The organism is Herbaspirillum frisingense GSF30 (assembly GCF_000300975.2).
Classification (GTDB): Bacteria; Pseudomonadota; Gammaproteobacteria; order Burkholderiales; family Burkholderiaceae_D; genus Herbaspirillum; species Herbaspirillum frisingense.
Window position 1 is genome coordinate 35,199 of the sequence record NZ_AEEC02000002.1, and the last position, 23,458, is coordinate 58,656.

Genomic DNA, 23,458 nt, shown 5'->3' on the forward strand with positions numbered 1-23,458 from the left:
CCGGTGAATCTGATCATTGCAGCGGCATCCATGGCCGCCGGTCGCGCATGAGCACGGCGACCCGCCAGCCTCACCCGCAGGCCCCACGGCAGCGGCGCGCACGCATCAAGGATGTGCGCCTGGTGCTGCGCGCTCCCCATCCGCCCGGCTATCGCGCAGGTGCCGATGCCGGTACGGTCGGCGAGAGTGCGGTCATCAAGCCGGTCGAACGCGGCTTCGCCGTGCTGGATGCCTTCCTCGGTACCGACGAATGGCTGGCCAACCAGGACCTGGCCGCGCGCACCGGTCTGCCCAAGGCCACGGTGTCACGCCTGACGCAGACGCTGACCGCCTTGGGCTATCTCGGCTACAGCGAACAGCGGCGCAAGTACCGGCTTGGCGTGGCCGTACTCACCCTGGGTTTTGCCGCCATGGTCGATGCCGACGTGGTTCTGCAGGCGCGTGCATTGATGCAGAAGCTGGCCGACGACAATGGTGTCTTCGTGGCGCTGGCCGGACGTGACGGACTGGACATGATCTTCTTCGAGAACTGCCATAGCGCTTCCAGCAATGCGACCGTGGGACTGGGTGTGGGCGAACACCTGCCGATGGCATCCTCTCCAGTGGGATGGGCCTTGCTGGCCTGCCTGCATGAAAACGAACGCAATTACCTGCTGGACCACATGCGCCCCTATCACAAGCGTGACGAATGGATGCTGCTGCGCCAGAAGCTGGCCGATGCCCAGCAGCAGATCGCCGACAAGTCGTATTGCCTCTCCACCGGTGACTGGGGGCCGGAGATCACCGTGCTGGCGGCGCCGCTGCAACTGGCGCAGCGCATGCCCATGGTGCTCTTGTGCGCCGGCCCTGCGCGTAGCCTCAGCAAGGCCCGTGTCGAGCAGCGCATCGGTCCGCAACTGCTGGCCGTGCGTGCGCGTCTGGGGGCGGGCACATGAGTGGCGCTGCAGGGAACCGGCGTGCGGTACGTCAATTGCCGGCCGCAGCGGCGGGACAGGCCGATGAGCGTAGCGAGGCCGGGCAGGCCGCCACCCATTCGCTGGAGCGCGCGCTGTTGCTCATGAAGGTTTTCCAGGGCAGCGCCAAGCCCTTGTCGCATGCCGAACTGGTGCGTCGCAGTGGCTACTCCAAGGCGTCGGTCTCGCGCCTGACCGCCACCCTGGTGGCCCTGGGCTATCTGGATCGCGCACCGGATGGCGTGCGGGTGCAGGTGGGTGTGCGCGGCTTGCGACTGGGGCAGCGCTACCTGTCCAATAGCCTGGTACAGGATGCGGCCCGTCCTATCATGCAGGACTTCGCCGACCGCTTCGACATGTCCGTCGGGCTGGCCGTGGCCGATCAGCTGGACATGGTCTATATCCAGTATTGCAATGGTCGCAAGATCGCCACCTTGAGACTGGGCGTGGGACGTTCGGTGCCGATGGCGCTCAGTTCGATAGGACGCGCCTACGTCTGGTCACAGTCGCCGGAGCAGCGCCAGCGCCTGCTGTTCGGCATATGGAAGAAAAGCGGCGAGCACGGCCCGCAGGTGGTGGCACGGATGGAGCGTGCCTTCGGCGAGCTCGATGCCCATGGGTATTGCCTGGCGGCCGGCGAATACCAGCGCGACACCTTTGCCATCAGCGTCCCGCTGGCGCTGGGCAATCCACCGCTGCGCATGGGCCTGAACTGCAGTGCCGTGGGAGCGCTGCCGGATCGTGAGGTGATCCGCGAACAGCTGGCGCCAGCCTTGATGAAGACTGCCAGGCTGTTGATGCTGGAACTGGAAGAGGTCGACTCCAGTTGCTTCTGAGCGACTTCCGGCTGAGGGTACCTAACGCGGCAAGTCCTGCGCCTGCCATTTCTTCCAAAGGCGCCGTGTGCGCGCATGACCATCCCCGGCCTGTCCGCTCAGGAAGCCGCGGACCCACGCCACGCTGGGCGCCAGCCGGGCCTGCCGGCGCTGCAGTTGCTGCAGCAGGGCGTCGGCCACGACCAGGTCGTTCTGCAGGCCGAGCTGATCCTGCAGGCGGGCCAGCGCCTTGAGATAGGGGCGGCTCTTCTTCTCGCCATACAGGGCCAGGAAGAATTCGATGTCATAGCGCATCTTCTTGGCGGCGATGCGGGTGCGGTGACGGGCGCGAGCGCTTTCGTCCATGTGCGCGCCGCGTTTGTTCAGCCGCTTTTCATCCTGACGCAGATGCTGTCGGGCAAAGCGTGCCAGGGCTTGCTCCAGGGCTTGGCGGTTGTCCCCCGTGGCGGTCGTGCGCCAGCCGGCCTGCAGCAGCCAGCGACTGAATTGCAGCACCAGTGCGGTGTAGCGCGGCGAGGCTACGGTTTCGACCGCCTGCGCATGTTGCTTGCGCGCCTGGATCAGGGCGGCGTGACGTACCGCCTCAAGATCGATTCCCGCGATGCTGTCTGCTGCCAGGCCCGGCAGGGTGGATAGGGTCTGGGTGGCCAGCACGTCCCAGTCGCGTGCGTGGCCGATGGCTTCGGCGATCCAGGCGAATTCCTGCTCCAGTGGGGCGGGCAGGGCGATCACCTCGCCGAACAGGCTGAAGGCAGAACGCAGGCGTCGCAGGCCTACGCGCATCTGGTGCAGGCGTTCGATGTCGCCGCTGTCCTGGTCGGCAATGTCGTTGGCCTGGATCTGCGCCACGCAATTGCCCACCACTGCGAGGAAGGCCTGTTCCACCGGCATCTTGCGCGCCAGTTGCAGCGCCGTGGCGCGGCTGGCGGAGGAGATCGGCGCCGCATCGCCGCGCCGCGCCTGGTGGAACAGCGTATAGCCGCGCTGCGCCTTGCTCTGGATGCCGATGCGCAGGGGCAGGTCCTGCAGCAATTGCAACGCGAAGTCGAACAGGGCATTGACGTCACCGCTCTTGAGCTCCAGCTCGATCTCGCACACCGGCGACTGCAACGCGCCGTGTTCCACCGTCCCCTGGTCCAGTACGCATTCCACTTCGGTGCCGTCTTTCAACCGCAGGTCCCACACCATGCGCTGGATGCGGGTGCTGAAGATGGGCGTGATGCGTGCCGCCACCTCGTCGGACAGGATTTCGGCCACCTGCTCGTCGTCGCCGGCCACCAGTGCACGCAGCGCGAGCAGGTCCGGGGTCTCCGCTGCCACCTGCGACTCCCACTCGTTGCGCTGATGCAGCCCGCCGGACACGCCGCCCCCGGCCTTGAGGGTCTGGATGAATTCATTGCCGGTGCGGCGCACCCGCAGGCCGGCATCGTGACGACGCAGCAGCAGGTCGGGGGTATCGAAGTAGGTGCCGGTCTGGTCCTTGATGCGCGGCGCAGCCAGGGCATGGCGCTTGACCAGCGGATGACGGATGAAGGCTTTGGTGTGGGCCGGGGCGAGCAGGAGTTTCAGTTCGGTTTCCATGAGGGGGTCCGTTTCGGTTGGAAGTAGGGGGCCGTCGGCAGCGGTGGCGAAGTTGGCGAGGGCGGCGGCGGGTGCGCCTGGCGCTGCGCCATGTAGCGCGCCGGTGGCTTGCCCAGGGTCTTCTTGAACATGGTGATGAAGGCGCTGACCGAGTCATAGCCCAGGTCCTGCGAGACGCGTTGCACCGAACTGCCCGAGGCCAGGCGCTGCAGCGCCACCATCAGGTGGATCTGGCGCCGCCAGCGGCCAAAGCTCATGCCGGTCTCGGCCTGGACGAAGCGGGCAAAGCTGCGTTCGCTCATGGCGTGGCGCTGGCCCCACTCGGCCACGGTGCTGCGGTCGGCCGGCTGTTCGGCCAGGCGCCGGGCGATCTCGCGCAGACGCGAATGCCGGGGCATGGGCAGCGGTGGCGGCAGGTGTGCGGGCTGGGCCTGGCGTTGGCTGTGTTCCAGTTCTTCCACCAGTACCGCCGCCAGGCGAGCAGTACGTTCATGGGGGGCGTAATCCTGTGCCTGTTCGGCCAGGTGGCAGATCATCTGAACCAGCAGGGGCGTCAGCGCCAGTGTGCAGCAGGTGGTGGGCATGCGCGCCGCATCGGGATCGATGAACAGGAAGCACAGCTGGCCGTCAAGTGTGACCCGGTTGCTGTGGGGCACGCCGGCCGGGATCCACACCGCCGATTGCGGCGGCACGATCCACATGCCCTGCGCCGTCTCGCAGGTCACTGCGCCATGCAGCGCCACCACCAGCTGACCCTTGCGATGGCTGTGGAAGGGCGTTTCCCGCTCGCTCTCGCGGGTATGCACGCGCAGCGCCGTCACGGCGGCGGCCAGGCGGTCCGGATCGTATTCGACGAGGCTGGCGTAGAGAGTTGGCATATGCGTGGTCATGCGGCGGCAGGGCAGGTGGGTTGACCGTTTTTAGCAATATCCTGGCATTGTAGCCAAATACGTCCACGCTGCGATTGGCTAAGCTTGGCGCTCCATCTTTCCGCCCGCTGCCATGCACGCTACCGACACCGATTCCTCTTCCCCAGCCGCCACCGCGTCGGCTGTGCTCCGCGCCGGCCGCCTGTGGCTGGTGGCCGGCATCCTGCTGATTGCCGCCAACCTGCGCGCCCCGGTCACGGCCGTGGGACCGGTCATGGAACTGCTGCAGCAGACCTTTGCGCTCTCGGCAGGGGCGGCCGGACTGATGCTGACCTTGCCCCTGCTGTGCTTTGCGCTCATTTCGCCACCGGCCGCGCGGCTGGCCCGAAGCCTGGGGCTGGAACGCGCCCTCTTGCTGGCCTTGCTGCTGATCGCCGCCGGCATCGTGTTGCGCTCGACCGGATCGATGGCCGCGCTCCTGGTGGGAACCTGCATCATCGGCTGTGGTATCGCCGGTGGCAATGTCCTGCTGCCCAGCCTGCTCAAGCGCGACTTCCCTGACCAGCTCACGCGCATGACTGCGATCTACGCCCTGACCATGGGCGGCGCCTCGGCGCTGGGCTCGGTGTGTGCGGTGCCGCTGGCCGGCGCCCTGGGCTGGTCATGGGCGCTGGCGACCTTCATCGTGCTGCCGCTGGTGGCCATCCTGGTCTGGTTGCCCCAGTTGCGCCGCGCCACCCGCCCCGCTGCCATGCCGGCCCGCGCTGCGTCCATGTGGCGCCAGCCCCTGGCCTGGCAGGTGACCTTTTTCCTCGGCACCAATTCGCTGGTGTATTACGTGGTCACCGCCTGGCTGCCTTCGATACTTGCGGCCAATGGTCATAGCGCGGTCGAGGCCGGCAACCTGCACGGCCTGATGCAACTGGCCTCGGCCCTGCCGGGCTTGCTGCTGATCCCGCTGGGTGGTCGTATCCGCGACCATCGCCCGGTGGCAACCAGCATGTCGGCGGCCACCGTACTGAGCCTGGTCGGCCTGATTGCCTGGCCGCAGGCCTCCATCGTCTGGGTGCCGCTGTTCGGGTTTGGCACGGGTGCGGTGCTGATCCTGGGCCTGGCCTTCGTCGGCACCCGGGTATCGACGCCACCCCAGGCCGCGGCGCTGTCGGCGATGGCGCAAAGCGTGGGTTACCTGCTGGCCGCCGCCGGTCCCATCCTGATGGGCCGCCTGCACGATGCCAGCGGCCACTGGACCGTGGTCCTGGCCTTGTGTGCGGCCGGTGCGGTACTCATGGGTATGCTGGGCTGGCTGGCCGGCAAGCCGGGCCGGGTGATTGCCTCGCCTTGACGCTAGTCCACGGCATCGACGGCATGCTGACAAGACCTGACTGACCAGTCGACCGTGGCATGGTCGATGGCGGCATGCACGGGTGAACCGGCCAGCTCGGTGACGATGCCCCGGGCCGCCCGCTGGCCGTTAGCGACCGAGGTCCACAGGAGCATGTCGACGACCATCCCGTCGTCCTGTACGCAGATGCGCCGCTGGATGAATCCGGGCTGTTGCCTGAGCCATTCGTCGACATCGGCATTGGCCGCGATGAATTGCTTCATCGTCACGCCGGGCGCGAGGTGAAAGCGCGTGATCTCCATTGCCTGCGCCATCATGCCTCCGGGTGTTGCCAGCTCTTGTAGACGAACTCCAGGCTGTAGCCATCCGGGTCCAGCACATTGGCGGCGTAGTAGCGTGGATCGTAATAGGTGCGTGCTGCCGGCGCGCCATTGTCGGTGGCACCGGCGGCCATTGCCGCCGCATAGGCTGCCTGTACTTCATCAGAGCTATTGGCGACGAAGCCGACATGGGCGGCCTGTCCTTCTACCTTGCCCTCGCGTAACCAGAAGAACATGCGCCCACGGGCGCCGAAGCCTTTCAGGTCGGGGTGTCCTGGCGGGCCGTCCTTGCCGTCATAGTCATGGCGTGCGGTGATGCCCAGTGGCGCCAGGGTCGCCGTGTAGAAGGAGATCGAGCGTTCAAGGTCGCTGACCGACAGAAATAGGTGATCCAGCATGGCGTCGTTTCTTTCGTGAAGCAAGGTTTGTCGGAATCCTTCAGCTTAGCCACTCAGGCGCAGACTCGCCTTGCCGGTTCCTGCCTCAAGCCTGCCTGTTTCTGCTTTTTCATTGCCGGAGCACCGTCATCCCGGTTCTAATGCGCAGATGGAAGATCAATTGAACGAACTACGCCAGCTCGCCGCAGGGGCCGAGAACCGGCGTACCGAGACCGGCATTGCGCGCGTGGCCATGGTGCAGGGGGAGATTCCCCAGCACCAGTTGGCCGCCGTCTACGATCCCATGGTCAACCTGATCCTGCGCGGCAGCAAATCCATGACCGTCGGCGGCAGCACCCTGCATTACGATCCTGCGACCTATTTCGTGATGTCGGTAGACCTGCCGGCAGCCGGGACTGTCCATCCGGATGCACAGGGGAATCCCTATCTTGCGGTGAGCCTGACGCTGGACCCCGGCATCATCGTCAAATTGCTGGGCGACCTGCCGGACCATATCGGGCGACCAAAAAACTCAGCCGGTTTTTCGGTGGCGTCGGTGACGCCGGAGCTGCTCGATGCCTGGATCAGGATGTTGCGCCTCATGGGGCAGCCGGCCGACATTGCCGCGCTGGCCCCGGTGTATGAACGTGAAATCCTCTATCGTGTCCTGCAGGGGCCAATGGGCTGGATGCTGCGCGACATCGCCCTGCCCGACAGTGCGCTGGCGCGGGTCAATGCGGCAATCCAGAGAATACGCCGCGACTATGCGCAAGCTCTGCGCATCGAGGATCTGGCCGATGGCGTGGCCATGAGCGTGTCTGCCTTCCATCGCCACTTCAAGGCGGTCACCGCGATGAGCCCGCTGCAATACCAGAAGCAGATCCGTCTGTTGCAGGCCCGTACCTTGCTGGTGGCCGCGCGCTATAACGTCAGCGCCGCCGCCCATGAAGTGGGCTACGAGAGCGCGACCCAGTTCAGCCGGGAATACGCACGTGAGTTCGGCAGTCCTCCCGGTCGTGATGCCGAAAGGATAGTGCGCGAGATGAAGCCCTAGGGACGTTGAAAAAGTCGTGCCGTGTCGCACAGGTTGCCATGGCCCTGCGATGTGTGACCGGGTGAATGCGGCAGAAGCGTTTGTCTCCGCCCGCATCCAGTCTCGCCTCAGCCCTTGCTGCCCCGTCCCCGTGCCACCCGTCCTCCCTCCAGCGTCCCGCCCTTGTACGGCACGCGTCCCGACGGCACCACCACTGCCGCCTTCTGCACATGCCCCTCCTGATCGTCGAAGAACATGTGGGCGCCGAAGGCCTGCAATACTTCCGCCTTGTTCAGGCCACCGAGGAAGAAGGCTTCGTCCACCGTCACGTTCCAGGTACGCAGGGTGTGGATTACGCGCTGGTGTGCGGGACTGTTGCGGGCGGTGACGATGGCGATGCGTACCGGGCACTGCTTGGGCGGAAACTGTTTCTGGATCGCCGACAGGGCCAGCAGCAGCTTGGCGAAGGGGCCTTCCTTCATGGCCTTCTTGCGATGCCGCTGCTCGTGGCGGGCGAAGGCTTCCAGGCCCTTCTCGGCAAAGATGCGTTCGGACTCCGCCGAGAACAGCACGGCGTCGCCATCGAAGGCGATGCGGATCTGGTTGTCCGGCGCGCTGTAGTCCAGCGGGGCCGCATATAGCTGCGCAGCGGCCACGCCGGCATCGATGGCTTCCTGCACGTCACCGGTGTCGCGTGACAGGAACAGGTCGATCTTGAAGGCCTGCAGGTAAGGCGCGGTCGGGCCGCCTCCGGTAAAGGCGGCACGGCTGATGTCGAGCTTGTGGGCGGCAATCGCGTTGAAGGCGCGCAGGCCGGTATCGGGCGTGTTGCGCGAGATCACCACCACTTCCACCAGACGGCGTTCCGGGATCAGTTCATTCAACTGAAGCAGTGCCTTGACCAAGGGGAAGGCCGTGCCGGGTTGCAGAGGATCGTTCTCGTGGGCGCGCTGGTAGTCGGCGTAGGTCTCGACGCCTTGCTCGTCGTAGATGGCGTTTTCCACCTCCAGGTCGAACAGGGCGCGGGAGGAAATTCCGATGACGAGCTTGTCCGAGAGATCGTAGGGCATGCGGCGAATACGTAGCGGGAAACCGTCGATTGTAGAGCCAGCCGCCCGACGATGCAGCTATGGCTCAGATATTCACATTCTTGATGTCTGGAGCGAACGGCTGGATATAACACTCCAATTTCTTTCATCTCCTTCAAATTCTTGCAAAAAGGGGGTGTTACTCCGCGTAAAGAGAAAAAATCGGATTGCCGGCCTCAAAATAAATTTGTATGATGACCGGATAACCTGACGATAAAACGACCGCGAGACAGCATGTTTCAGAAAATCCCCGCCCAGGCCCTGAGCGACACGGTAGCCCGGCAATTGCTGGAAAACATCGATGCCGGCGCCTTCCCGCGTGGCAGCAAGCTGCCCACCGAAGCGGTGCTGGCCCAGCAGTTTGGCGTCAGCCGCACGGTGGTACGCGAAGCCATCGCGCGGCTCAAGCATGAGGGCGTGGTCGAGCCGCGTCAGGGAAGTGGGGTGTTCGTCACCGAGCAGGCCGGCATCAAGCCCTTGCGCATCGACTACACCGAAGTCAGTTCGCCCGACGCGGTGCTGCAGATCGTCGAGCTGCGCCGCGCCATCGAGGCCGAAGTGGCAGCGCAGGCGGCCAAGCGTCGCAGTGCCGAGGATCTGCGCGCCATCGACGATGCGCTGGCGCAGATCGGTGCCGATGTCGCTGGCGGCGGTGACGGCGTGGCGGCCGATGTGGCCTTCCACCGGGCGCTGGCGCAGGCCACGCGCAATCCCTACTTCATCAAGACGCTGGAATTCCTGTCGCAGTACCTGGAGGCGGCCACGGCGGTCACCCGGGGCAACGAGGCCCGTTATGAGGATTTCTCGCGCCAGGTGCGCGAAGAACATGAAGCCATCGTCGAGGCGATTCGTGCCGGCGATGAAATGGCTGCGCGCAATGCTGCGCAGACCCACATGTTCAATGCGGCGCGTCGCCTGAGCCAGGGTCAGGCCTGAAGCCGGCGGCGTCAGATGAGCCGCACGCAAGAAGCAAACAAGCAGCAAACAGGCAGCAAACAGGCAGCACATGATTCGATGATCTGGCGGGGAATTCCCTCCAGACCAAGTTGGAAATACGGACGCCGGCATGAGCCGGCGTCGCATCATCAACCCGGCGCAACGTCCTGCCCTCATTCATCGGCAGCGGCGCCAATAACGCGGAGGCAATTATGTCCAGGAATGTAGGTGTGATCGGTTTGGGTGCCATGGGTTATGGCGTGGCCAGCTCGCTGTTGCGTGCCGGCTTCAACGTGCATGCCTGTGACGTGCGCAAGGAAGTCCTGGACAAGTTCGCCGCCGCCGGTGGCGTGGCCTGCGCCAATCCGGCCGAGCTGGCCAAGTCGGTGGACGTGGTCATCACCCTGGTGGTCAATGCTGCCCAGACCGAGACCGTGCTCTTCGGTGACAACGGTGCCGTAGCGCAGATGAAGCCGGGCAGCGTGGTCATCTCCAGCGCCACCGTGGCGCCGGACTTCGCCATCGAACTGGGCCAGCGCCTGGCCGCCAAGGGCCTGCTGCTGCTGGACGCGCCGGTCTCCGGTGGCGCCGCGCGTGCCGCCTCGGGCGAAATGACGATGATGACCTCCGGCCCCGCCGAGGTCTACGCCAAGATCGAAGACGTGCTGGCTGGCATGGCCGGCAAGGTCTACCGTCTGGGCGATACCCACGGCATCGGCTCCAAGGTCAAGATCATCAACCAGCTGCTGGCCGGCGTGCACATCGCCGCCTCTGCCGAAGCCATGGCCCTGGGCCTGCGCGAAGGCGTCAATCCGGATGCACTCTACGACGTCATCACCCACAGCGCAGGTAATTCCTGGATGTTCGAAAACCGCGTGCCGCACATCCTCAATGGCGACTACACCCCACTGTCGGCCGTGGACATCTTCGTCAAGGACCTGGGCCTGGTGCTCGATACCGCCCGCCGCAGCAAATTCCCGCTGCCGCTGTCGGCCGCTGCCCACCAGATGTTCATGATGGCCTCCACCGCCGGTCATGGCGGCGAGGATGACTCGGCCGTCATCAAGATCTTCCCGGGCATCGACCTGCCGCCGGCCAAGGCCAAATAAGTCGTCGGCAAGACGCCGTCACCACCACAGAATCGAGGAGCTTCCATGTCCCAATCCCGACCCTTGCTGGGCTGCATCGCCGATGATTTCACCGGCGCCACCGACCTGGCCAACATGCTGGTGCGCGGCGGCATGCGTACCGTGCAGACCATCGGCGTGCCCAGCGAAATGCCCGGCGTCGCTGCCGACGCACTGGTGATCGCGCTGAAGTCGCGCACCGTGCCGGCTGCCGAGGCCATCGAACAATCGCTGGCCGCGCTGCGCTGGCTGCAGCAACAGGGCTGCACGCAGTTCTTCTTCAAGTACTGCTCCACCTTCGACTCCACCGACGAAGGCAACATCGGCCCCGTTACCGACGCGCTGATGAAGGAACTGGGCGTGGACTTCACCATCGCCTGCCCGGCCTTCCCGGAAAACGGCCGCACCCTCTATCGTGGCTACCTGTTCGTGGCCGATGCGCTGTTGAACGAATCGGGCATGGAAAACCATCCGCTCACGCCCATGACCGACGCCAACCTGGTGCGCGTGCTGCAGCGCCAGACCGAGTCCAAGGTCGGCCTGGTGCGCTACGACACCGTGGCCCGTGGCGCGGCTGCCACCCAGGAGCGCTTCACCGCCCTGCGCACCGAAGGCGTGAAGATGGCGATTGCCGATGCCGTCTCCGACAAGGACCTGTTCACCCTGGGCGAAGCCTGCGCCGAACTGAAACTGATCACCGGCGGCTCCGGTGTGGCCCTGGGCCTGCCCGAGAACTTCCGCCGCGCCGGCCTGCTCACCGCCACCGGCGAAGCCGCGCAACTGCCCAAGGTCGATGGCCTGTCGGTGGTGCTGGCCGGTTCCGCCTCCAAGGCGACCAATGCCCAGGTGGCCGAATGGAAGGCCAAGCGTCCGGCCTTCCGCATCGATCCGCTGGCCCTGGCCCGTGGCGAAGACGTGGTGGCCCAGGCCCTGGCCTTTGCCGACGAGCGCATCAAGAACGAACCGGTGCTGATCTATGCCACCGCCACCCCTGACGAAGTCAAGGCGGTGCAGAAGGAACTGGGTGTGGCCAAGGCCGGCCATCTGGTCGAGCAGGCGCTGGCCAGCATCGCCGCCAGCCTCAAGCAGCGCGGCGTGCGCCAGTTCGTGGTGGCCGGTGGCGAGACCTCCGGCGCGGTGGTGCAGGCGCTGGATGTGCGGGCGCTGCGTATCGGCCCGCAGATCGATCCGGGCGTGCCGGCCACGGCCACGCTGGATGAGCAACCGGTGGCACTGGCCCTGAAGTCGGGCAATTTCGGCAGCGTCGATTTCTTCGAAAAAGCACTGCGCTACCTCGACGGGAAAACCGCATGAGCCAGGAAAGCCAACTGCGTGAAGAGATCTGCCGCATCGGTGCTTCGCTGTACCAGCGCGGCTACACCGTAGGCTCGGCCGGCAACATCAGCGCCCGCCTCGACGACGGCTGGCTGATCACGCCTACCGACGCCTGCCTGGGCTACCTCGATCCGGCCGCCATCGCCAAGGTCAATGCGGCCGGCGAATGGGTCTCGGGCGACAAGCCCTCCAAGACGCTGGTACTGCATCGCGCGATCTACGACAACAATCCCGAGATGCATGCCGTGGTGCACACGCACTCCACGCATCTGGTCGCGCTGACCATCAACGGCGTATACAGCGAACAGGACGTGCTGCCGCCGATCACACCGTACTACGTGATGAAGGTCGGCCACATCCCGCTGATCCGCTACGCCCGCCCGGGTGCACCGGAAGTGGCCGAGCAGGTCGCCAGGATCGCCACCAGCGTGCGCGGCGTACTGCTGGAACGCCTCGGCCCGGTGGTCTGGGAGAGTTCGGTGTCCAAGGCCGCCTTCGCCCTGGAAGAACTGGAAGAAACCGCCAAGCTGTGGCACCTCGCCGGTGGCCGCGCCACGCCGCTGGAAGAGCCCGCGCTGCAGGATCTGCGCGATACCTTCAAGGCGCGCTGGTAGGCCAGGCGATTTCAGGCAGGTCCGGACAAGTTGCGCAAGTTCGGGCCAGCCCAAGGAAGCTCGCGCCACCCAACAGCAACAACGCAATCATGGCGGCCATCGAATGGCCGCCATGCCCTGCCTGCGCCCATCGTCAGGAGATAGGTGCAGGAATGGGACAAGAAAGCCGGCGCAAGACCGGTCCATCAATGCCGGGTGTCAGCCTCTTTCGGAAGGGGAAGCTGGCGCCTCGATTGAATCCATAAATTGCCCGTCAGACCACGGGCACCAAGCAACCAGCGGCCGCAGCTGCAGCCGCGACACTCTTAGGGAGATGTAACACCATGACCACCGCAAGCAACACCGGCGTCGGACTCGACGTCAACGACAAGACCAAGGACGGTCTGTACAAGAAAGTCTTCTGGCGCATCATGCCCTTCCTGATGCTGTGCTACGTGATCGCCTACCTGGATCGCGTCAACGTCGGCTTCGCCAAGTTGCAGATGTCGCAGGACCTGGGCTTTTCCGAGACCGTCTTCGGTCTGGGCGCGGGCCTGTTCTTCATCGGCTACTTCCTCTTCGAAGTGCCCAGCAACATCCTGATGCACAAGGTCGGCGCGCGCATCTGGATCGCCCGCATCATGATCACCTGGGGCATCCTCTCGGCGGCCTTCATGTTTGTGCAGAACGCCACCCAGTTCTACATCCTGCGCTTCCTGCTGGGTCTGGCCGAGGCCGGTTTCTATCCCGGCATCATCCTGTACCTGACCTACTGGTTCCCTTCACACCGTCGTGCCAAGGTGATCGCGGTGTTCATGTCGGGCATCCCCGTGGCCGGTATCCTGGGCAACCCGCTGTCGGGCTGGATCATGGATGCCTTCCACAACAATGGCGGCCTGGAAGGCTGGCAGTGGATGTTCCTGATCGAAGCCATTCCCGCCGTGCTGATCGGCGTGGCCACGGTCCTGTACCTGGACAACGACGTCAAGAGCGCCAAGTGGCTCAGTGACGACGAAAAGAAGTCCCTGCAGGCCGACATCGACGGCGACGCCAAGGGCAAGGAGAGCAAGCACGGCTTCGGCGCCATCGTCAAGGATGCGCGTGTCTGGCTGATGTGCCTGATCTACTTCTCCTTCGTGATGGGCCAGTACGGCCTGACGCTGTGGATGCCGACCCTGGTCAAGGCCACCGGCGTGAAGGGCAACCTGGAAATCGGCCTGCTGTCGGCCATTCCCTTCGGCTGCGCCATCGTCGCCATGAACCTGATCGGCCGCAGCGCCGACCGCATGCGCGAGCGTCGCTGGCACCTGGTGATCCCGGCCCTGATGGGGGGTGTGGGCTTCGTGGGCGCGGCCTTGTTCGCCGACAACACCGCCGTGTCGATCGCCGCGCTGTCGCTGGCTGCCGCTGGCGTGCTGACCTGCGCACCGTTGTTCTGGTCGCTGCCGACCTCCTTCCTGTCGGGTGCTGCTGCAGCCGTCGGTATCGCCGCCATCAACTCGGTGGGCAACCTGGCCGGTTTCGTCAGCCCCTACCTGATCGGTTACTTCAAGGACCTGACCCAGAGCAATGCGACCGGCATGTACATGCTGGCCATCATGCTGGTGGTAGGTTCGGTCGCCACCCTGATGACCAAGCCCAGCGTGGTCAACAAGTAATGTGATGTCCCGTTCGAAGCCCGCATGCCTGTGCCTGCGGGCTTTGACGTTTTCTGCACCGTCGGTGTCTGCGCGGCGATCCGCGTTCGCGCTACACTGGCCCCCTTCGTTATCAAGGAGAACCCGATGCTGCGTTTTGCCGCCAACCTGAGCATGATGTACGTGGAACACGATTTCCTGGACCGCTTCGCCGCCGCCGCCAAGGATGGCTTCTCCGGCGTCGAGTTCCTGTTCCCGTACGACTATCAGCCGCAAGAGATCAAGTCGCGCCTGGAGGTCAACGGCCTGACCCAGGCGCTGTTCAATGCGCCTCCGGGTGACTGGGCTGCCGGCGAGCGCGGTATTGCCTCGCTGCCGGGCCGCCAGGACGAATTCAAGCGCAGCATCGACACCGCGCTGGAATACGCCGCCGTGATCGGCAACCAGACCCTGCACGTGATGGCCGGCCTGATCAAGCCTGATCAGGATCGCGCACAGCACCGCGCCGTGTATCTGGACAACCTGTCGTACGCTGCGCACCAGGCCGAGTCCGCCGGCCTGACCGTGGTCATCGAGCCGATCAACACCCGCAACATTCCCGGCTTCTTCCTGAACCGCCAGGATGATGCGCAAGCCATCTGCGCCGAAGTGGGCGCCCCCAATCTGAAGGTGCAGTTCGACTGCTACCACTGCCAGATCGTCGAGGGCGACGTCGCCGTGAAACTCAAGCGCGACATGCCCGGCATCGGCCACATCCAGATCGCCGGTGTGCCGGAACGTCACGAGCCAGACGTGGGCGAGCTGAACTATCCCTACCTGCTGAAACTGATCGATTCGCTGGGTTACCAGGGCTGGATCGGTTGCGAATACAACCCGGCCGGCGCTACCTCGGCTGGCCTGGGCTGGCTGAAGGCCCTGGCCGAACAGGGACTGACGACGCTGAAGAAGTAAGTGCCCAGGCGCCCGCAAGTTGGGCGTCGATGCAACGGAATGCCGCCCGGTGTTGTGCCGGGCGGCATTTTTTGTTGATGGTCAGAGGGTTCAGGCGGAGGGCTGACTTCGTGCAGCCCCGGTCTTGGTGGGACCTTTTTCTTCATGGGCCTTCCGCGATCGGGGCTCGGCGACGGAAGACTGAGGCGAAGCCGATTTCCTGATGGGCCTGCCTTTCGTCGCAGGCTTCGCAGGTTTGGCAGCGGCAGGTTTTCTCGCTTTGCGAATTGCCCGCGCGGGGCAGATGCTCAAGCGGATGCCAAGCGCGTCCAGCAGGCGCAGGATCGTTCCCAGCCTCGGTTCGGCGCCCGGCTTCAGGGTCTTGTAGAGGCTCTCCCGTCCCAGCCCGGCCTTGCTGGCGACTTCTGCAATGCCGCGGGCGCGGATGACGTCACTGAGTGCGGCCATCAGGAAGGCAGGATCGTTCTCTTCGAAGGCGGCTTCGAGATAGGCGACCATTGCCTGGTCGCTGTCGAGATAGTCCACCGGATCGAATACGGAGACTTGCAGATCCCCGCTGCTGAATTTCCGACTTGTCATGCTGGCTCCCTTGATGTCCTGGCCGAATCACTTCTTCCTGAGTTGCCGCCAGAGTTCCCTGGCTGCCAGAATGTCGCGCGCCTGAGAAGACTTGTTGCCGCCACATAGAAGGAGATAGGTTATCTCTCCTTCGCGGGCGAAATAGACACGATACCCAGGGCCATACGCTATCCGCATTTCACTGACGCCATCGCCCACAGGTTCGCAGTCGCCGAGGTTACCCTGTCCCGCACGTACGATGCGGGCCACGATTCGCGAACGCGCCCGCAGGTCCTTCAGACCGGCCAGCCACGTCTTGAACTTTCCGGTTTCCTTGATGGTGTACATCGACGGCAGCCTGATCCTTGAACGCGATATCGCGCGCAATTGTATCCATATGGATACTTCGCTGCCGAAGCGCCATGTTACCAGAAGCTGAAAATCGTGAAATGACGAGCGCGCACGCCGGCATCGTACCGGTCGTACGCAATACGGAAGGGGAAGAAAAGGCGTTGGTGGAGCAGTAATTCAGAACAGATCGATATCCCCGCCCACCGGCTTGGCCTGCAGCTTGGAGGCATATTCGCGTTCGCGGCTGGCCAGGTCGGCGCCGGCGTCCTTGATCTTCTTGACCAGCACCTTGCCGCTGCGGGGGAAGAAGTGGACCTTGCGCGGCCAGATGTCGTTGAGGTCTTCGGCCACCACGCGGATCTTTTCAGCCGAGAGGAAGCTCCTGACGAAGGCGGCATTGCGTTCGCCGACATTCATCGCGTTCATCCCGCGCAGCACCGCACCGCCACCGAATACCTTGCATTCCAGGTTCTCGCGGCGGGCGCCGGCCTTGAGGACGTCGTTGATCAACACTTCCATGGCATAGGTGCCGTAGCGCATCGAGGCCGAGACGGGGCTATCGGCCTCGCCACCGCCGTCGGGCAGCATGAAGTGGTTCATCCCGCCCACGCCGCTGACGCGATCGCGCAGGCAGGCTGATACGCAGGAACCCAGTACGGTGACGATCATCATGTCGGCGCCGGTGTAGTAGTACTCGCCCGGCAGGATCTTGGCGGTTTCGCAGTCGAAGGCCCGGTCGTGATAGACGTAGGAAGCGAAATTCTCCGGCTTGTTGATGACGGTCTGCATACGGGCCCCTGGCTGTTCTGGTGATCCCTGTGAGGGATGGTGACTGTTTTTGCTGTTCCCATTGTCGGCCCTGCGTCGTGCAGCCGGTATCGGGGATTTCCTGAGCGAGAACAGGCTTGTGCCGGCGTGGTAATGAGGGATATCCGCAATCGCCACCCGTATCGGCACCGTGCTACCCTGCGCTCCCTCGACATGACCCGATCCCGGTCCGCTCTGACGGAGACGATTTGTACAGGCATTCCCCAAATGCCGGAGACAGGCATCGGACAGGCAGTTGAATCCGGCAGGCACGCCGCGGGCAGCGACCCCCGACCCGTGACGTGCGCCGTGGCCCCGCGCGGCCACGCCCGGTCGCCGATACGCCGCCAGGCAGTGGCGCGTATTGCACGTGGCGCCTCATGTCGCGCCTGCCCTCCACGGCAGGTGTGCAGGAAGCGTCCCGCACCGGTTGTCCGACTCCCGCGCCTGGCGCAGGGAGGCAGCCCTCTCTCCATCACAAACGGTTTAGACAATGTTGAAAAAATCTTTCCTGGCCTTGCTGGGATTCGTAGTTGCGCTGGTCACCGTACCAGCCTCGCAGGCGGCCGACGTCAAGAAGGTCGACGTGCTGCTGATCGGCGGCGGCATCATGAGCACCACCCTGGCGGTCTGGCTCAACGAGCTGGAACCGGGTTGGTCCATGGAAATGGTCGAGCGCCTGGGTGGCGTGGCCGAGGAAAGCTCCAACGGCTGGAACAATGCCGGCACCGGCCACTCGGCCCTGGCCGAACTGAACTACACGCCCGAAGACAAGAACGGCAAGATCCAGATCGCCAAGGCCATCGAGATCAACGAAGCCTTCCAGATCTCGCGCCAGTTCTGGTCCTGGCAGGTCAAGAACGGCGTGCTGAAGAACCCGCGCTCCTTCATCAATTCGACCCCGCACATGAGTTTCATCTGGGGCGACGAGAACGTGGCCTATCTCAAGAAGCGCTATGAGGCGCTGCAGGCCAGCCCGCTGTTTGCCGGCATGCAATATTCGGAAGACCACGCGCAGATCGCCAAGTGGGTACCGCTGATGATGGAAGGTCGCGATCCGGCGCAGAAGATGGCCGCCACCTGGACGCCGCTGGGTACCGACGTGAACTTCGGCGAGATCACCCGCCAGTTCGCCGGCTATCTGCAGAGCCGCCCCAATTTCGCGCTGAAGCTCTCCAGCGAAGTGCGCGACATCACCCGCAACGCTGACGGCAGCTGGCGCATCGGCTACAAGAACCTCAAGGATGGCAGCACCACCGAGACCGATGCCAAGTTCGTCTTCATCGGCGCCGGTGGCGGCGCGCTGAAGCTGCTGCAGAAATCCGGCATCCCGGAAGCGCGTGACTACGCAGGCTTCCCGGTCGGTGGTTCGTTCCTGATCACCGACAACCCTGCCATCGCCGAGCGCCACCTGGCCAAGGCCTATGGCAAGGCTTCCGTGGGCGCGCCGCCGATGTCGGTGCCGCACCTGGATACCCGCGTGCTGGATGGCAAGCGGGTGATCCTGTTCGGACCCTTTGCGACCTTCTCGACCAAGTTCCTCAAGCAAGGCTCGCTATGGGACCTGTTCTCCACCGCCACCACCCACAACGTCTGGCCGATGGCCCGCGTCGGTATCGACGAGTATCCGCTGGTGGAATACCTGGCCGGCCAGTTGATGCAGTCCGATGACCAGCGTTTCGCAGCCCTGAAGGAATACTTCCCCAATGCAAAGAAGGAAGACTGGCGCCTGTGGCAAGCCGGCCAGCGCGTGCAGATCATCAAGCGCGACGACAGCAAGGGTGGCGTGCTGAAGCTGGGTACGGAGATCGTGGCCTCGGCCGACGGCAGCATGGCCGGCCTGCTGGGTGCATCGCCCGGTGCCTCCACCGCAGCGCCGATCATGCTGACCGTGCTGGAGAAGGTCTTCAAGGACAAGCTGGCCACACCCGAATGGCAGCAGAAGGTGCGCCAGATCGTCCCCAGCTACGGCACCAGGCTCAATGACCATCCCGACCAGGTTGCCAAGGAATGGGCCTATACCAGCGAGGTGCTGCAACTGGCACCGCCGCCGGTGATCGCCCCCAAGGCCGGTGGCAAGGACAGCGCCAAGGGCAGCATGGAAAAGCCCAAGGCCAATGCCGCAGCCGACATGGCGCTGTAAGGTGCCAGCCCCGGTGTGACGGAATCGGCAAGCCGTGATGCGGCGGCCTGATCCCCGCACCAGGAAATCGAAAGAGGGTAGCCAGGGTAGCCGTGGCTACCCTTTTTTATTGTGTCTTGCCGCCGGCAGCAGCAGTGTGCGAAGTGCAAGGCAAGGGCTGGCGCAGCAGTCCCGGCCAGATGGCCGGCCAGTCGCTCTCATGGGCCATGCCCGGCACCACCTGCAGGGCTGCGCAGGCCCCGGTCTGTGCCACGAAGTCGCGGGTAATGGCGGTGGGGACGACGCGATCATCGGCGCCGCTGAAGTGACGTTGCGGGATAGTCCTCACCCGTTGCGCCACGTCGATGGGATTGAGCGAGCCCGGCATCTGCGAGACCTGATGCCAGCGGTTCACGGCCACGTGATCCAGATTGCCGGCGATGGTGCGGATGGCACTGACATCCTGGCGCCGCGCTGCCAGCAGCACTGCGATGGCACCACCTCCGGAATACCCGACCAGCTCCAGGCGCGCTGGCTTGAAGCGTGCCACGTACTGGCTCAGGGCCTGGTTCATGGCATCGACCACCTCCGGGGCATAGCGCAGACCGGTCCAGTAGGCCGGGCCACAGGCAGGGTTGCGCGCCATCGGCGTGAACTGGCAGGGGCGCGCCAGATAGAGCAGGGCAGTACCGTTCGCCGTATCGGTGGCGGTACCGGCGGCGGTATTGGTGGCCGTATTGGCGCGGGCATCGCTTAATGCCAGCCGCAGGCCCATGGCCTCATGTGGGGTCGGATCGGGCGAGACCTGGGTGCGGCTGAGCCAGGCACGGCCATCCCCCTCGATATAGACGCGCAGCACCGTCGGCGCGGGCCGCGCTTTCACGTAGGTGGTGAGCACGAAGCGGCCGGTGTCGATCTCTTCGCGCTGGAAGGCCGCGCCGGAGGCCAGCCCGTCAGCATGTTGCAGGGGATCGCCGGCACAGCCGGCCAGCAGGATGGCCAGGCCGGCGAGGAGATTCCGATAGGGCAGTTGAGGTAGGAAGGGTAAGCGCATGGCGCGCATTGTCCCCCGAGTAAAAACGGCCCGCAAGCTGACGCTGCGGGCCGTTTGCGGAATGACGCCGGATCAGAACAGCCAGCCCACCCGTGCCGTCAATTGATGCACCAGTGCACGATCGCGGATTTCGGCATCGTAGCCCAGCGTGCCGTAGCTGCCGTGGGCGGCATTGAAGCGATAGCTCGCCCCCAGTTGCACGGCATCGCGATTGGGCGCGGCGCTGGCGGTGGTGAAGCTGGGACCGCCGGCCACGAAGCTGGCGGTGACATCCGGATTGCCGGCCAGCTCACGCAGGTAGCGTGCGCGCAGTTGCAGGCGGTCGCCGTTGTCGCTGACGCGGTTCAGCTCCACGCCCAGCGTCGGCTGTACGGAATTGGCATTGGTCGCGCCCACGTTCTGCGCCAGCGCTGCGTTGCCGCTCTCGGTATAGCCCTGGTTGGCCAGGTGCGACAGGCGCAGACCCGCCAGCCAACGGCCTGACCAGGTCTGGCTGACGGTAAAGGGTAGGCCGGCTTCGACCCGTGCGCCGAGTTGCCAGCCGTTGTAGCTGCCGTTCACGTTCTGGCCGAGGAAGTTGATGGCGCGCTTGCTGCTGTAGTGATTGCCACCCACCATCAGCGAGCCGTCCAGCGTCCAGCCGCCCATGTCCAGGCCGAGGTAGCCGCCCAGGTTCACCGCATCGACATCGACATCATTACCGCTGGCATTGTCGTTGCCACGGGTACCGGCGCGGGTGTAGCCCAGCGTGAGGCCAGCCACTTCACGTGCGGAGAGGTCGGTTTCCAGGCCAGCCGCCATGCCGTAGGCGTTGATGTTGTAGCCATCGGCGCCGGCACGCGCATCCTGCCGGCCCCAGGCGCCCAGGCCTTGCAGCCAGACACGGCTGCGGGCAGCCGCTTCACCGGTGGAGATGCCGCTGCCGCGCTTGCCATCCATGCCGGAGGTGCTGGCAACCTGGCTGTCATTGCGGGCGCTATCGATGCGCCCGGACACCGCCGAGAACACGCTGCCCATGGCCACCTGTGCCGCCTGCTGGCTGGCACGATTGGTCTCGGGCTGCAGTTGTCGCACCGCGCTGCGATAGGCGCTTGCAGTGGGCAGCGCATCCAGCGAGGCCAGCAGCGATTGCACCTGCGCGTTGTTGCTGTTGTTGCCCAGTGCATCCAGGGCACGGCCCAGCGGACTGCCGGTGACATCGCTGACGCTGCTGGTGCGCTGTGCGCTGAGGATCAGCTCATTGCCACTGAGCTGCAGGCTGTAGTTCAGCGTGGCCGTGTTGGCCACCTGGAGTTGCGACACATCGGCCGACACACCGCCGGCCGCCGACAGGATGGTCCAGCGGGCGCTGTTGGGGACATAGGTCTTGACCACCGGCTGCACGGTGGCGCCATTGGCCAGCGTGGCGCTGCCGGCGGTGACGATCTGGTCGGCCTGCGGACCGGCCACGCCGACCTGCAGGGTCGCGCCGCTGCCCAGCGAGAAATTGCCGCCGACATTGATGCTGCGAACCGCCGTCCCATCGGCCGCCTGGAACACGCCATTGACGGCCAGGTTGCCGCTGGTGCCGAAGGCGCCATTGACCTGCAGCACGGCGCCCTGGTTGACGGTCATGTTGCTGACCGTGCCCAGGTCATAGTTGAAACGCGTGACGCCATCGCGCACGACGAAGTTCTCGAAGCCCGACAGCACACCCGCCGCGAAGGTCTGGGTGCCGCCAGTGGTGAGCGTGTCGGTACCGGCGCCGCCGTTGATGGTGCCGATCACGGTGCCGCCCAGCAACTGCAGCGAGTCGTCGCCATCGCCCATGTCGATGGCCATGCCGTTCTTGCCTTCGATGCGGCCGTAGTTGATCAGGGTGTCGTTGCCGCCGCCCATCTGCACCGCCGCGCCCGGCGTGGTGCTGCCACCCTGGCCGGTCAGCGTGGCCTGGGCGCCACCGGTGATGACGCCGCTGGCATTGTTGATCAGGGTGTCGTCGTAGTTGCCCACCAGACCGACGGCCACACCCTTGTTGCCGATGATGCTGCCGTCGTTGACGATGTAGGCCTTGCTGCCATTGACGCTGCTGGTGCCGCGCCCGGTGGTGTTGCCGTTGTTGTAGGTGATGAGGGGATTGCTGGCGTCCTTGGACCAGTCATTGCCGTCGTCGATCAGGATGCCGTGCGCATCGCCATAGATCACCGCGCCCGCATGGTTGATCACCGTGCCGCCGCCAGCGGCTACGCCATCGGCGCCATTGGGCTGGCCGGTGGAATCCAGACCACCGGCGCCAGTGCCGCGAATGCTGCCCCAGTTCTCGATATAGGCGGTACCGTCGATGTCCACGCCGTCACCGTCGCCATTGCTGGTGGTGGCACCGTTGCCCAGCACGTCATACACGCGCCCGCTGCCGGCATAGTTGCCGACGATGGTGCCGTAGTTGAAGACCACGCCGTGACTGTCGAAACCGACGCCCGAGCCGTTATTGCCGGTGATGACGCCGCCGGCCTGGTTGATCACCACGTTGTTGCTGATGGTGACATTGCTGCGCGTGCTGCCATCGGCATAGGTGGCATCGAAGCTGATGCCGGTGGTGGTCAGGTGCGGAGTGAGCTGGATGGCATTGGCCAGGTTGCTGTCCGGCGTGGCGGCGACCGGGTCACCACCATCGATGCCATGGCGCGCGCCGGTGATGCTGCCGTAGTTGACCACCACGGCATTCTTGATGCCGTCATCGATGGAGATACCATCGGCCGCCTTCGGCGGCGAACCGCTGGCGCAGGCGCTGAGGTAATCCGGGCAGGACGTGTTGACCGGGCTGGTGGTAAAGATACGCCCATAGTTGGTCAGCAGGATGTTGGAGCCCATCTTGATCGCGGTCGAGCTCGACGAACTGATGGTGGCACTGCTGTTGGTGGCCGAGCCGTTGACGATGGTGTTGCCGGTCGTGGAGTAGTCACCGTTGGCATTGATCGCGTAGTTCTTGCCGTTGTCCGCATTGGTCGGCGTCGGCCCGGTCTGCGAGATGGTGCCGAGGTTGACGATGGAGAAGCTATCGCTGCCCTTGCCGATCAGGATGGTCGGCGTCTTGGACGCGCTCGACGAACTCGTGATCACCCCGCCCAGCGCATTGTTGAGGATCAGGTTGACCTTCTTGTTGTTGATGCTGATGGCCGAGAGACCGCTGGTCTGGCTGATCGTACCGGCGTTGTTGATGGTGACGGTGGAGACGTTGTCGTTGTCCTGCGAGGTCTTGATGCTGGCCGCGCTGCCCGAGGCCAGCGTACCGCCGGCATCGACGGTGATGGCGTCACTGCCGTTCTTGGTCAGCGTCTTGGCCGTGGTGTCGGTGGTGCCGTTGCCGACCGTGTAGTTGGCCGCGTGGGCGGGAGCGTAGATCGCCTGCAGGGCAAGCACCAAGGGAAGCAGACGAAGAGGGAAGGAGGAGCGCGCCATGTGCAAAGAGTTGATAGCAGATTGTAAAGAACTGAAATTTTGCTGACGACTTATGACCGGTTCATTACAGCAGTCTGCTGAAGGCGGCATTTGGTCACTGAGTGTGGTCTTTCTGCTAATCTTCAATCTTTACAGCTGGTAATGAGA

21 protein-coding genes are annotated in these 23,458 nt (G+C 64.6%); 11 read left to right on the top strand and 10 right to left on the bottom strand.

What is annotated here, in order from left to right:
• Positions 1 to 47 precede the first annotated feature (47 nt).
• Positions 48 to 935, top strand: coding sequence for an IclR family transcriptional regulator (locus tag HFRIS_RS01540; RefSeq protein WP_006461452.1), 888 nt, complete (start codon positions 48 to 50; stop codon positions 933 to 935).
• Positions 932 to 1,789 carry an IclR family transcriptional regulator gene (locus tag HFRIS_RS01545; RefSeq protein WP_152486608.1) on the top strand — a complete coding sequence of 286 codons (858 nt, stop codon included), beginning with the start codon at positions 932 to 934 and terminating at the stop codon, positions 1,787 to 1,789. The genes HFRIS_RS01540 and HFRIS_RS01545 overlap by 4 nt, the downstream gene beginning before the upstream one ends.
• Before the next feature lie 21 nt (positions 1,790 to 1,810).
• On the opposite strand, the gene HFRIS_RS01550 is transcribed toward HFRIS_RS01545, so the two are convergent.
• Both HFRIS_RS01550 and HFRIS_RS01555 read right to left on the bottom strand, forming a co-directional pair.
• Positions 1,811 to 3,370, bottom strand: a complete 1,560-nt coding sequence (locus HFRIS_RS01550; protein WP_006461454.1) for a CYTH and CHAD domain-containing protein — start codon at positions 3,368 to 3,370, stop codon at positions 1,811 to 1,813.
• Positions 3,355 to 4,248 carry an AraC family transcriptional regulator gene (locus HFRIS_RS01555; RefSeq protein WP_006461455.1) on the bottom strand — a complete coding sequence of 298 codons (894 nt, stop codon included), beginning with the start codon at positions 4,246 to 4,248 and terminating at the stop codon, positions 3,355 to 3,357. Before HFRIS_RS01555 ends, HFRIS_RS01550 begins: the two co-directional genes overlap by 16 nt.
• A gap of 124 nt (positions 4,249 to 4,372) precedes the next feature.
• Between HFRIS_RS01555 and HFRIS_RS01560 the strand changes: the two genes are divergently transcribed.
• Positions 4,373 to 5,584 carry an MFS transporter gene (locus HFRIS_RS01560; RefSeq protein WP_039873937.1) on the top strand — a complete coding sequence of 404 codons (1,212 nt, stop codon included), beginning with the start codon at positions 4,373 to 4,375 and terminating at the stop codon, positions 5,582 to 5,584.
• Positions 5,585 to 5,586: 2 nt separating this feature from the next.
• On the opposite strand, the gene HFRIS_RS01565 is transcribed toward HFRIS_RS01560, so the two are convergent.
• Positions 5,587 to 5,886: a hypothetical protein gene (locus tag HFRIS_RS01565; protein ID WP_209442990.1), complete on the bottom strand. Its 300-nt coding sequence runs from the start codon at positions 5,884 to 5,886 to the stop codon at positions 5,587 to 5,589.
• Positions 5,887 to 5,897: 11 nt separating this feature from the next.
• On the bottom strand, positions 5,898 to 6,302 hold the full coding sequence (locus tag HFRIS_RS01570) for a VOC family protein (protein ID WP_006461458.1): 405 nt from the start codon (positions 6,300 to 6,302) through the stop codon (positions 5,898 to 5,900).
• A 160-nt stretch (positions 6,303 to 6,462) separates the two neighbouring features.
• Between HFRIS_RS01570 and HFRIS_RS01575 the strand changes: the two genes are divergently transcribed.
• Positions 6,463 to 7,335, top strand: coding sequence for an AraC family transcriptional regulator (locus HFRIS_RS01575; protein WP_006461459.1), 873 nt, complete (start codon positions 6,463 to 6,465; stop codon positions 7,333 to 7,335).
• 107 nt (positions 7,336 to 7,442) lie between these two features.
• Here HFRIS_RS01575 and HFRIS_RS01580 read toward each other — a convergent pair whose 3' ends face one another.
• The gene (locus HFRIS_RS01580; RefSeq protein WP_006461460.1) at positions 7,443 to 8,384 is read right to left on the bottom strand and encodes a 5'-nucleotidase; all 942 of its coding nucleotides are present in this window, start codon (positions 8,382 to 8,384) and stop codon (positions 7,443 to 7,445) included.
• Between the two features lie 252 nt (positions 8,385 to 8,636).
• Here HFRIS_RS01580 and HFRIS_RS01585 point away from each other — a divergent pair, with 252 nt between their 5' ends.
• The 6 genes from HFRIS_RS01585 to otnI all read left to right on the top strand — a co-directional run bounded on the left by HFRIS_RS01585 (position 8,637) and on the right by otnI (position 14,981).
• Complete coding sequence (locus HFRIS_RS01585; protein ID WP_006461461.1) at positions 8,637 to 9,338, top strand: FadR/GntR family transcriptional regulator; 702 nt, start codon at positions 8,637 to 8,639, stop codon at positions 9,336 to 9,338.
• 212 nt (positions 9,339 to 9,550) lie between these two features.
• Positions 9,551 to 10,447, top strand: a complete 897-nt coding sequence (gene ltnD, locus HFRIS_RS01590; protein ID WP_006461462.1) for an L-threonate dehydrogenase — start codon at positions 9,551 to 9,553, stop codon at positions 10,445 to 10,447.
• 45 nt (positions 10,448 to 10,492) lie between these two features.
• On the top strand, positions 10,493 to 11,779 hold the full coding sequence (gene otnK / locus HFRIS_RS01595; RefSeq protein WP_006461463.1) for a 3-oxo-tetronate kinase: 1,287 nt from the start codon (positions 10,493 to 10,495) through the stop codon (positions 11,777 to 11,779).
• A complete protein-coding gene (gene otnC, locus HFRIS_RS01600) occupies positions 11,776 to 12,414 on the top strand; it encodes a 3-oxo-tetronate 4-phosphate decarboxylase (RefSeq protein WP_006461464.1) in 639 nt (212 codons plus the stop codon). The genes otnK and otnC overlap by 4 nt, the downstream gene beginning before the upstream one ends.
• Before the next feature lie 323 nt (positions 12,415 to 12,737).
• Positions 12,738 to 14,051, top strand: a complete 1,314-nt coding sequence (locus HFRIS_RS01605) for an MFS transporter (RefSeq protein ID WP_006461465.1) — start codon at positions 12,738 to 12,740, stop codon at positions 14,049 to 14,051.
• Between the two features lie 126 nt (positions 14,052 to 14,177).
• Positions 14,178 to 14,981, top strand: coding sequence for a 2-oxo-tetronate isomerase (otnI, locus tag HFRIS_RS01610; RefSeq protein WP_006461466.1), 804 nt, complete (start codon positions 14,178 to 14,180; stop codon positions 14,979 to 14,981).
• Positions 14,982 to 15,071: 90 nt separating this feature from the next.
• On the opposite strand, the gene HFRIS_RS24465 is transcribed toward otnI, so the two are convergent.
• From HFRIS_RS24465 to cheD, 3 genes are all read right to left on the bottom strand, one after another.
• Positions 15,072 to 15,560 (bottom strand): addiction module antidote protein, encoded by a 489-nt coding sequence (locus HFRIS_RS24465; protein ID WP_006461467.1) that lies wholly within the window; start codon positions 15,558 to 15,560, stop codon positions 15,072 to 15,074.
• 27 nt (positions 15,561 to 15,587) lie between these two features.
• Positions 15,588 to 15,887: a type II toxin-antitoxin system RelE/ParE family toxin gene (locus tag HFRIS_RS01620; RefSeq protein ID WP_006461468.1), complete on the bottom strand. Its 300-nt coding sequence runs from the start codon at positions 15,885 to 15,887 to the stop codon at positions 15,588 to 15,590.
• Positions 15,888 to 16,067: 180 nt separating this feature from the next.
• The gene (cheD, locus tag HFRIS_RS01625; protein ID WP_006461469.1) at positions 16,068 to 16,679 is read right to left on the bottom strand and encodes a chemoreceptor glutamine deamidase CheD; all 612 of its coding nucleotides are present in this window, start codon (positions 16,677 to 16,679) and stop codon (positions 16,068 to 16,070) included.
• A gap of 511 nt (positions 16,680 to 17,190) precedes the next feature.
• Between cheD and mqo the strand changes: the two genes are divergently transcribed.
• Positions 17,191 to 18,840: a malate dehydrogenase (quinone) gene (gene mqo, locus HFRIS_RS01630; protein ID WP_006461470.1), complete on the top strand. Its 1,650-nt coding sequence runs from the start codon at positions 17,191 to 17,193 to the stop codon at positions 18,838 to 18,840.
• Between the two features lie 106 nt (positions 18,841 to 18,946).
• On the opposite strand, the gene HFRIS_RS01635 is transcribed toward mqo, so the two are convergent.
• Positions 18,947 to 19,873 carry an alpha/beta hydrolase gene (locus HFRIS_RS01635; RefSeq protein ID WP_039874080.1) on the bottom strand — a complete coding sequence of 309 codons (927 nt, stop codon included), beginning with the start codon at positions 19,871 to 19,873 and terminating at the stop codon, positions 18,947 to 18,949.
• Between the two features lie 72 nt (positions 19,874 to 19,945).
• Positions 19,946 to 23,272, bottom strand: a complete 3,327-nt coding sequence (locus HFRIS_RS01640; protein WP_152486610.1) for an autotransporter outer membrane beta-barrel domain-containing protein — start codon at positions 23,270 to 23,272, stop codon at positions 19,946 to 19,948.
• Between the last annotated feature and the right edge of the window lie 186 nt (positions 23,273 to 23,458).

What these genes read in the sequence shown, in the direction of transcription:
- cheD (WP_006461469.1), bottom strand. Translation starts at nt 16,679, where the DNA reads ATGCAGACCGTCATCAACAAGCCGGAGAATTTCGCTTCCTACGTCTAT.
- HFRIS_RS01620 (WP_006461468.1), bottom strand. Translation starts at nt 15,887, where the DNA reads ATGTACACCATCAAGGAAACCGGAAAGTTCAAGACGTGGCTGGCCGGT.
- HFRIS_RS01635 (WP_039874080.1), bottom strand. Translation starts at nt 19,873, where the DNA reads ATGCGCTTACCCTTCCTACCTCAACTGCCCTATCGGAATCTCCTCGCC.
- otnI (WP_006461466.1), top strand. Translation starts at nt 14,178, where the DNA reads ATGCTGCGTTTTGCCGCCAACCTGAGCATGATGTACGTGGAACACGAT.
- HFRIS_RS01560 (WP_039873937.1), top strand. Translation starts at nt 4,373, where the DNA reads ATGCACGCTACCGACACCGATTCCTCTTCCCCAGCCGCCACCGCGTCG.
- HFRIS_RS01605 (WP_006461465.1), top strand. Translation starts at nt 12,738, where the DNA reads ATGACCACCGCAAGCAACACCGGCGTCGGACTCGACGTCAACGACAAG.
- HFRIS_RS01585 (WP_006461461.1), top strand. Translation starts at nt 8,637, where the DNA reads ATGTTTCAGAAAATCCCCGCCCAGGCCCTGAGCGACACGGTAGCCCGG.
- otnC (WP_006461464.1), top strand. Translation starts at nt 11,776, where the DNA reads ATGAGCCAGGAAAGCCAACTGCGTGAAGAGATCTGCCGCATCGGTGCT.
- otnK (WP_006461463.1), top strand. Translation starts at nt 10,493, where the DNA reads ATGTCCCAATCCCGACCCTTGCTGGGCTGCATCGCCGATGATTTCACC.
- mqo (WP_006461470.1), top strand. Translation starts at nt 17,191, where the DNA reads ATGTTGAAAAAATCTTTCCTGGCCTTGCTGGGATTCGTAGTTGCGCTG.
- HFRIS_RS01555 (WP_006461455.1), bottom strand. Translation starts at nt 4,248, where the DNA reads ATGCCAACTCTCTACGCCAGCCTCGTCGAATACGATCCGGACCGCCTG.
- HFRIS_RS24465 (WP_006461467.1), bottom strand. Translation starts at nt 15,560, where the DNA reads ATGACAAGTCGGAAATTCAGCAGCGGGGATCTGCAAGTCTCCGTATTC.
- HFRIS_RS01565 (WP_209442990.1), bottom strand. Translation starts at nt 5,886, where the DNA reads ATGGAGATCACGCGCTTTCACCTCGCGCCCGGCGTGACGATGAAGCAA.
- HFRIS_RS01550 (WP_006461454.1), bottom strand. Translation starts at nt 3,370, where the DNA reads ATGGAAACCGAACTGAAACTCCTGCTCGCCCCGGCCCACACCAAAGCC.
- HFRIS_RS01540 (WP_006461452.1), top strand. Translation starts at nt 48, where the DNA reads ATGAGCACGGCGACCCGCCAGCCTCACCCGCAGGCCCCACGGCAGCGG.
- HFRIS_RS01570 (WP_006461458.1), bottom strand. Translation starts at nt 6,302, where the DNA reads ATGCTGGATCACCTATTTCTGTCGGTCAGCGACCTTGAACGCTCGATC.
- HFRIS_RS01545 (WP_152486608.1), top strand. Translation starts at nt 932, where the DNA reads ATGAGTGGCGCTGCAGGGAACCGGCGTGCGGTACGTCAATTGCCGGCC.
- HFRIS_RS01580 (WP_006461460.1), bottom strand. Translation starts at nt 8,384, where the DNA reads ATGCCCTACGATCTCTCGGACAAGCTCGTCATCGGAATTTCCTCCCGC.
- ltnD (WP_006461462.1), top strand. Translation starts at nt 9,551, where the DNA reads ATGTCCAGGAATGTAGGTGTGATCGGTTTGGGTGCCATGGGTTATGGC.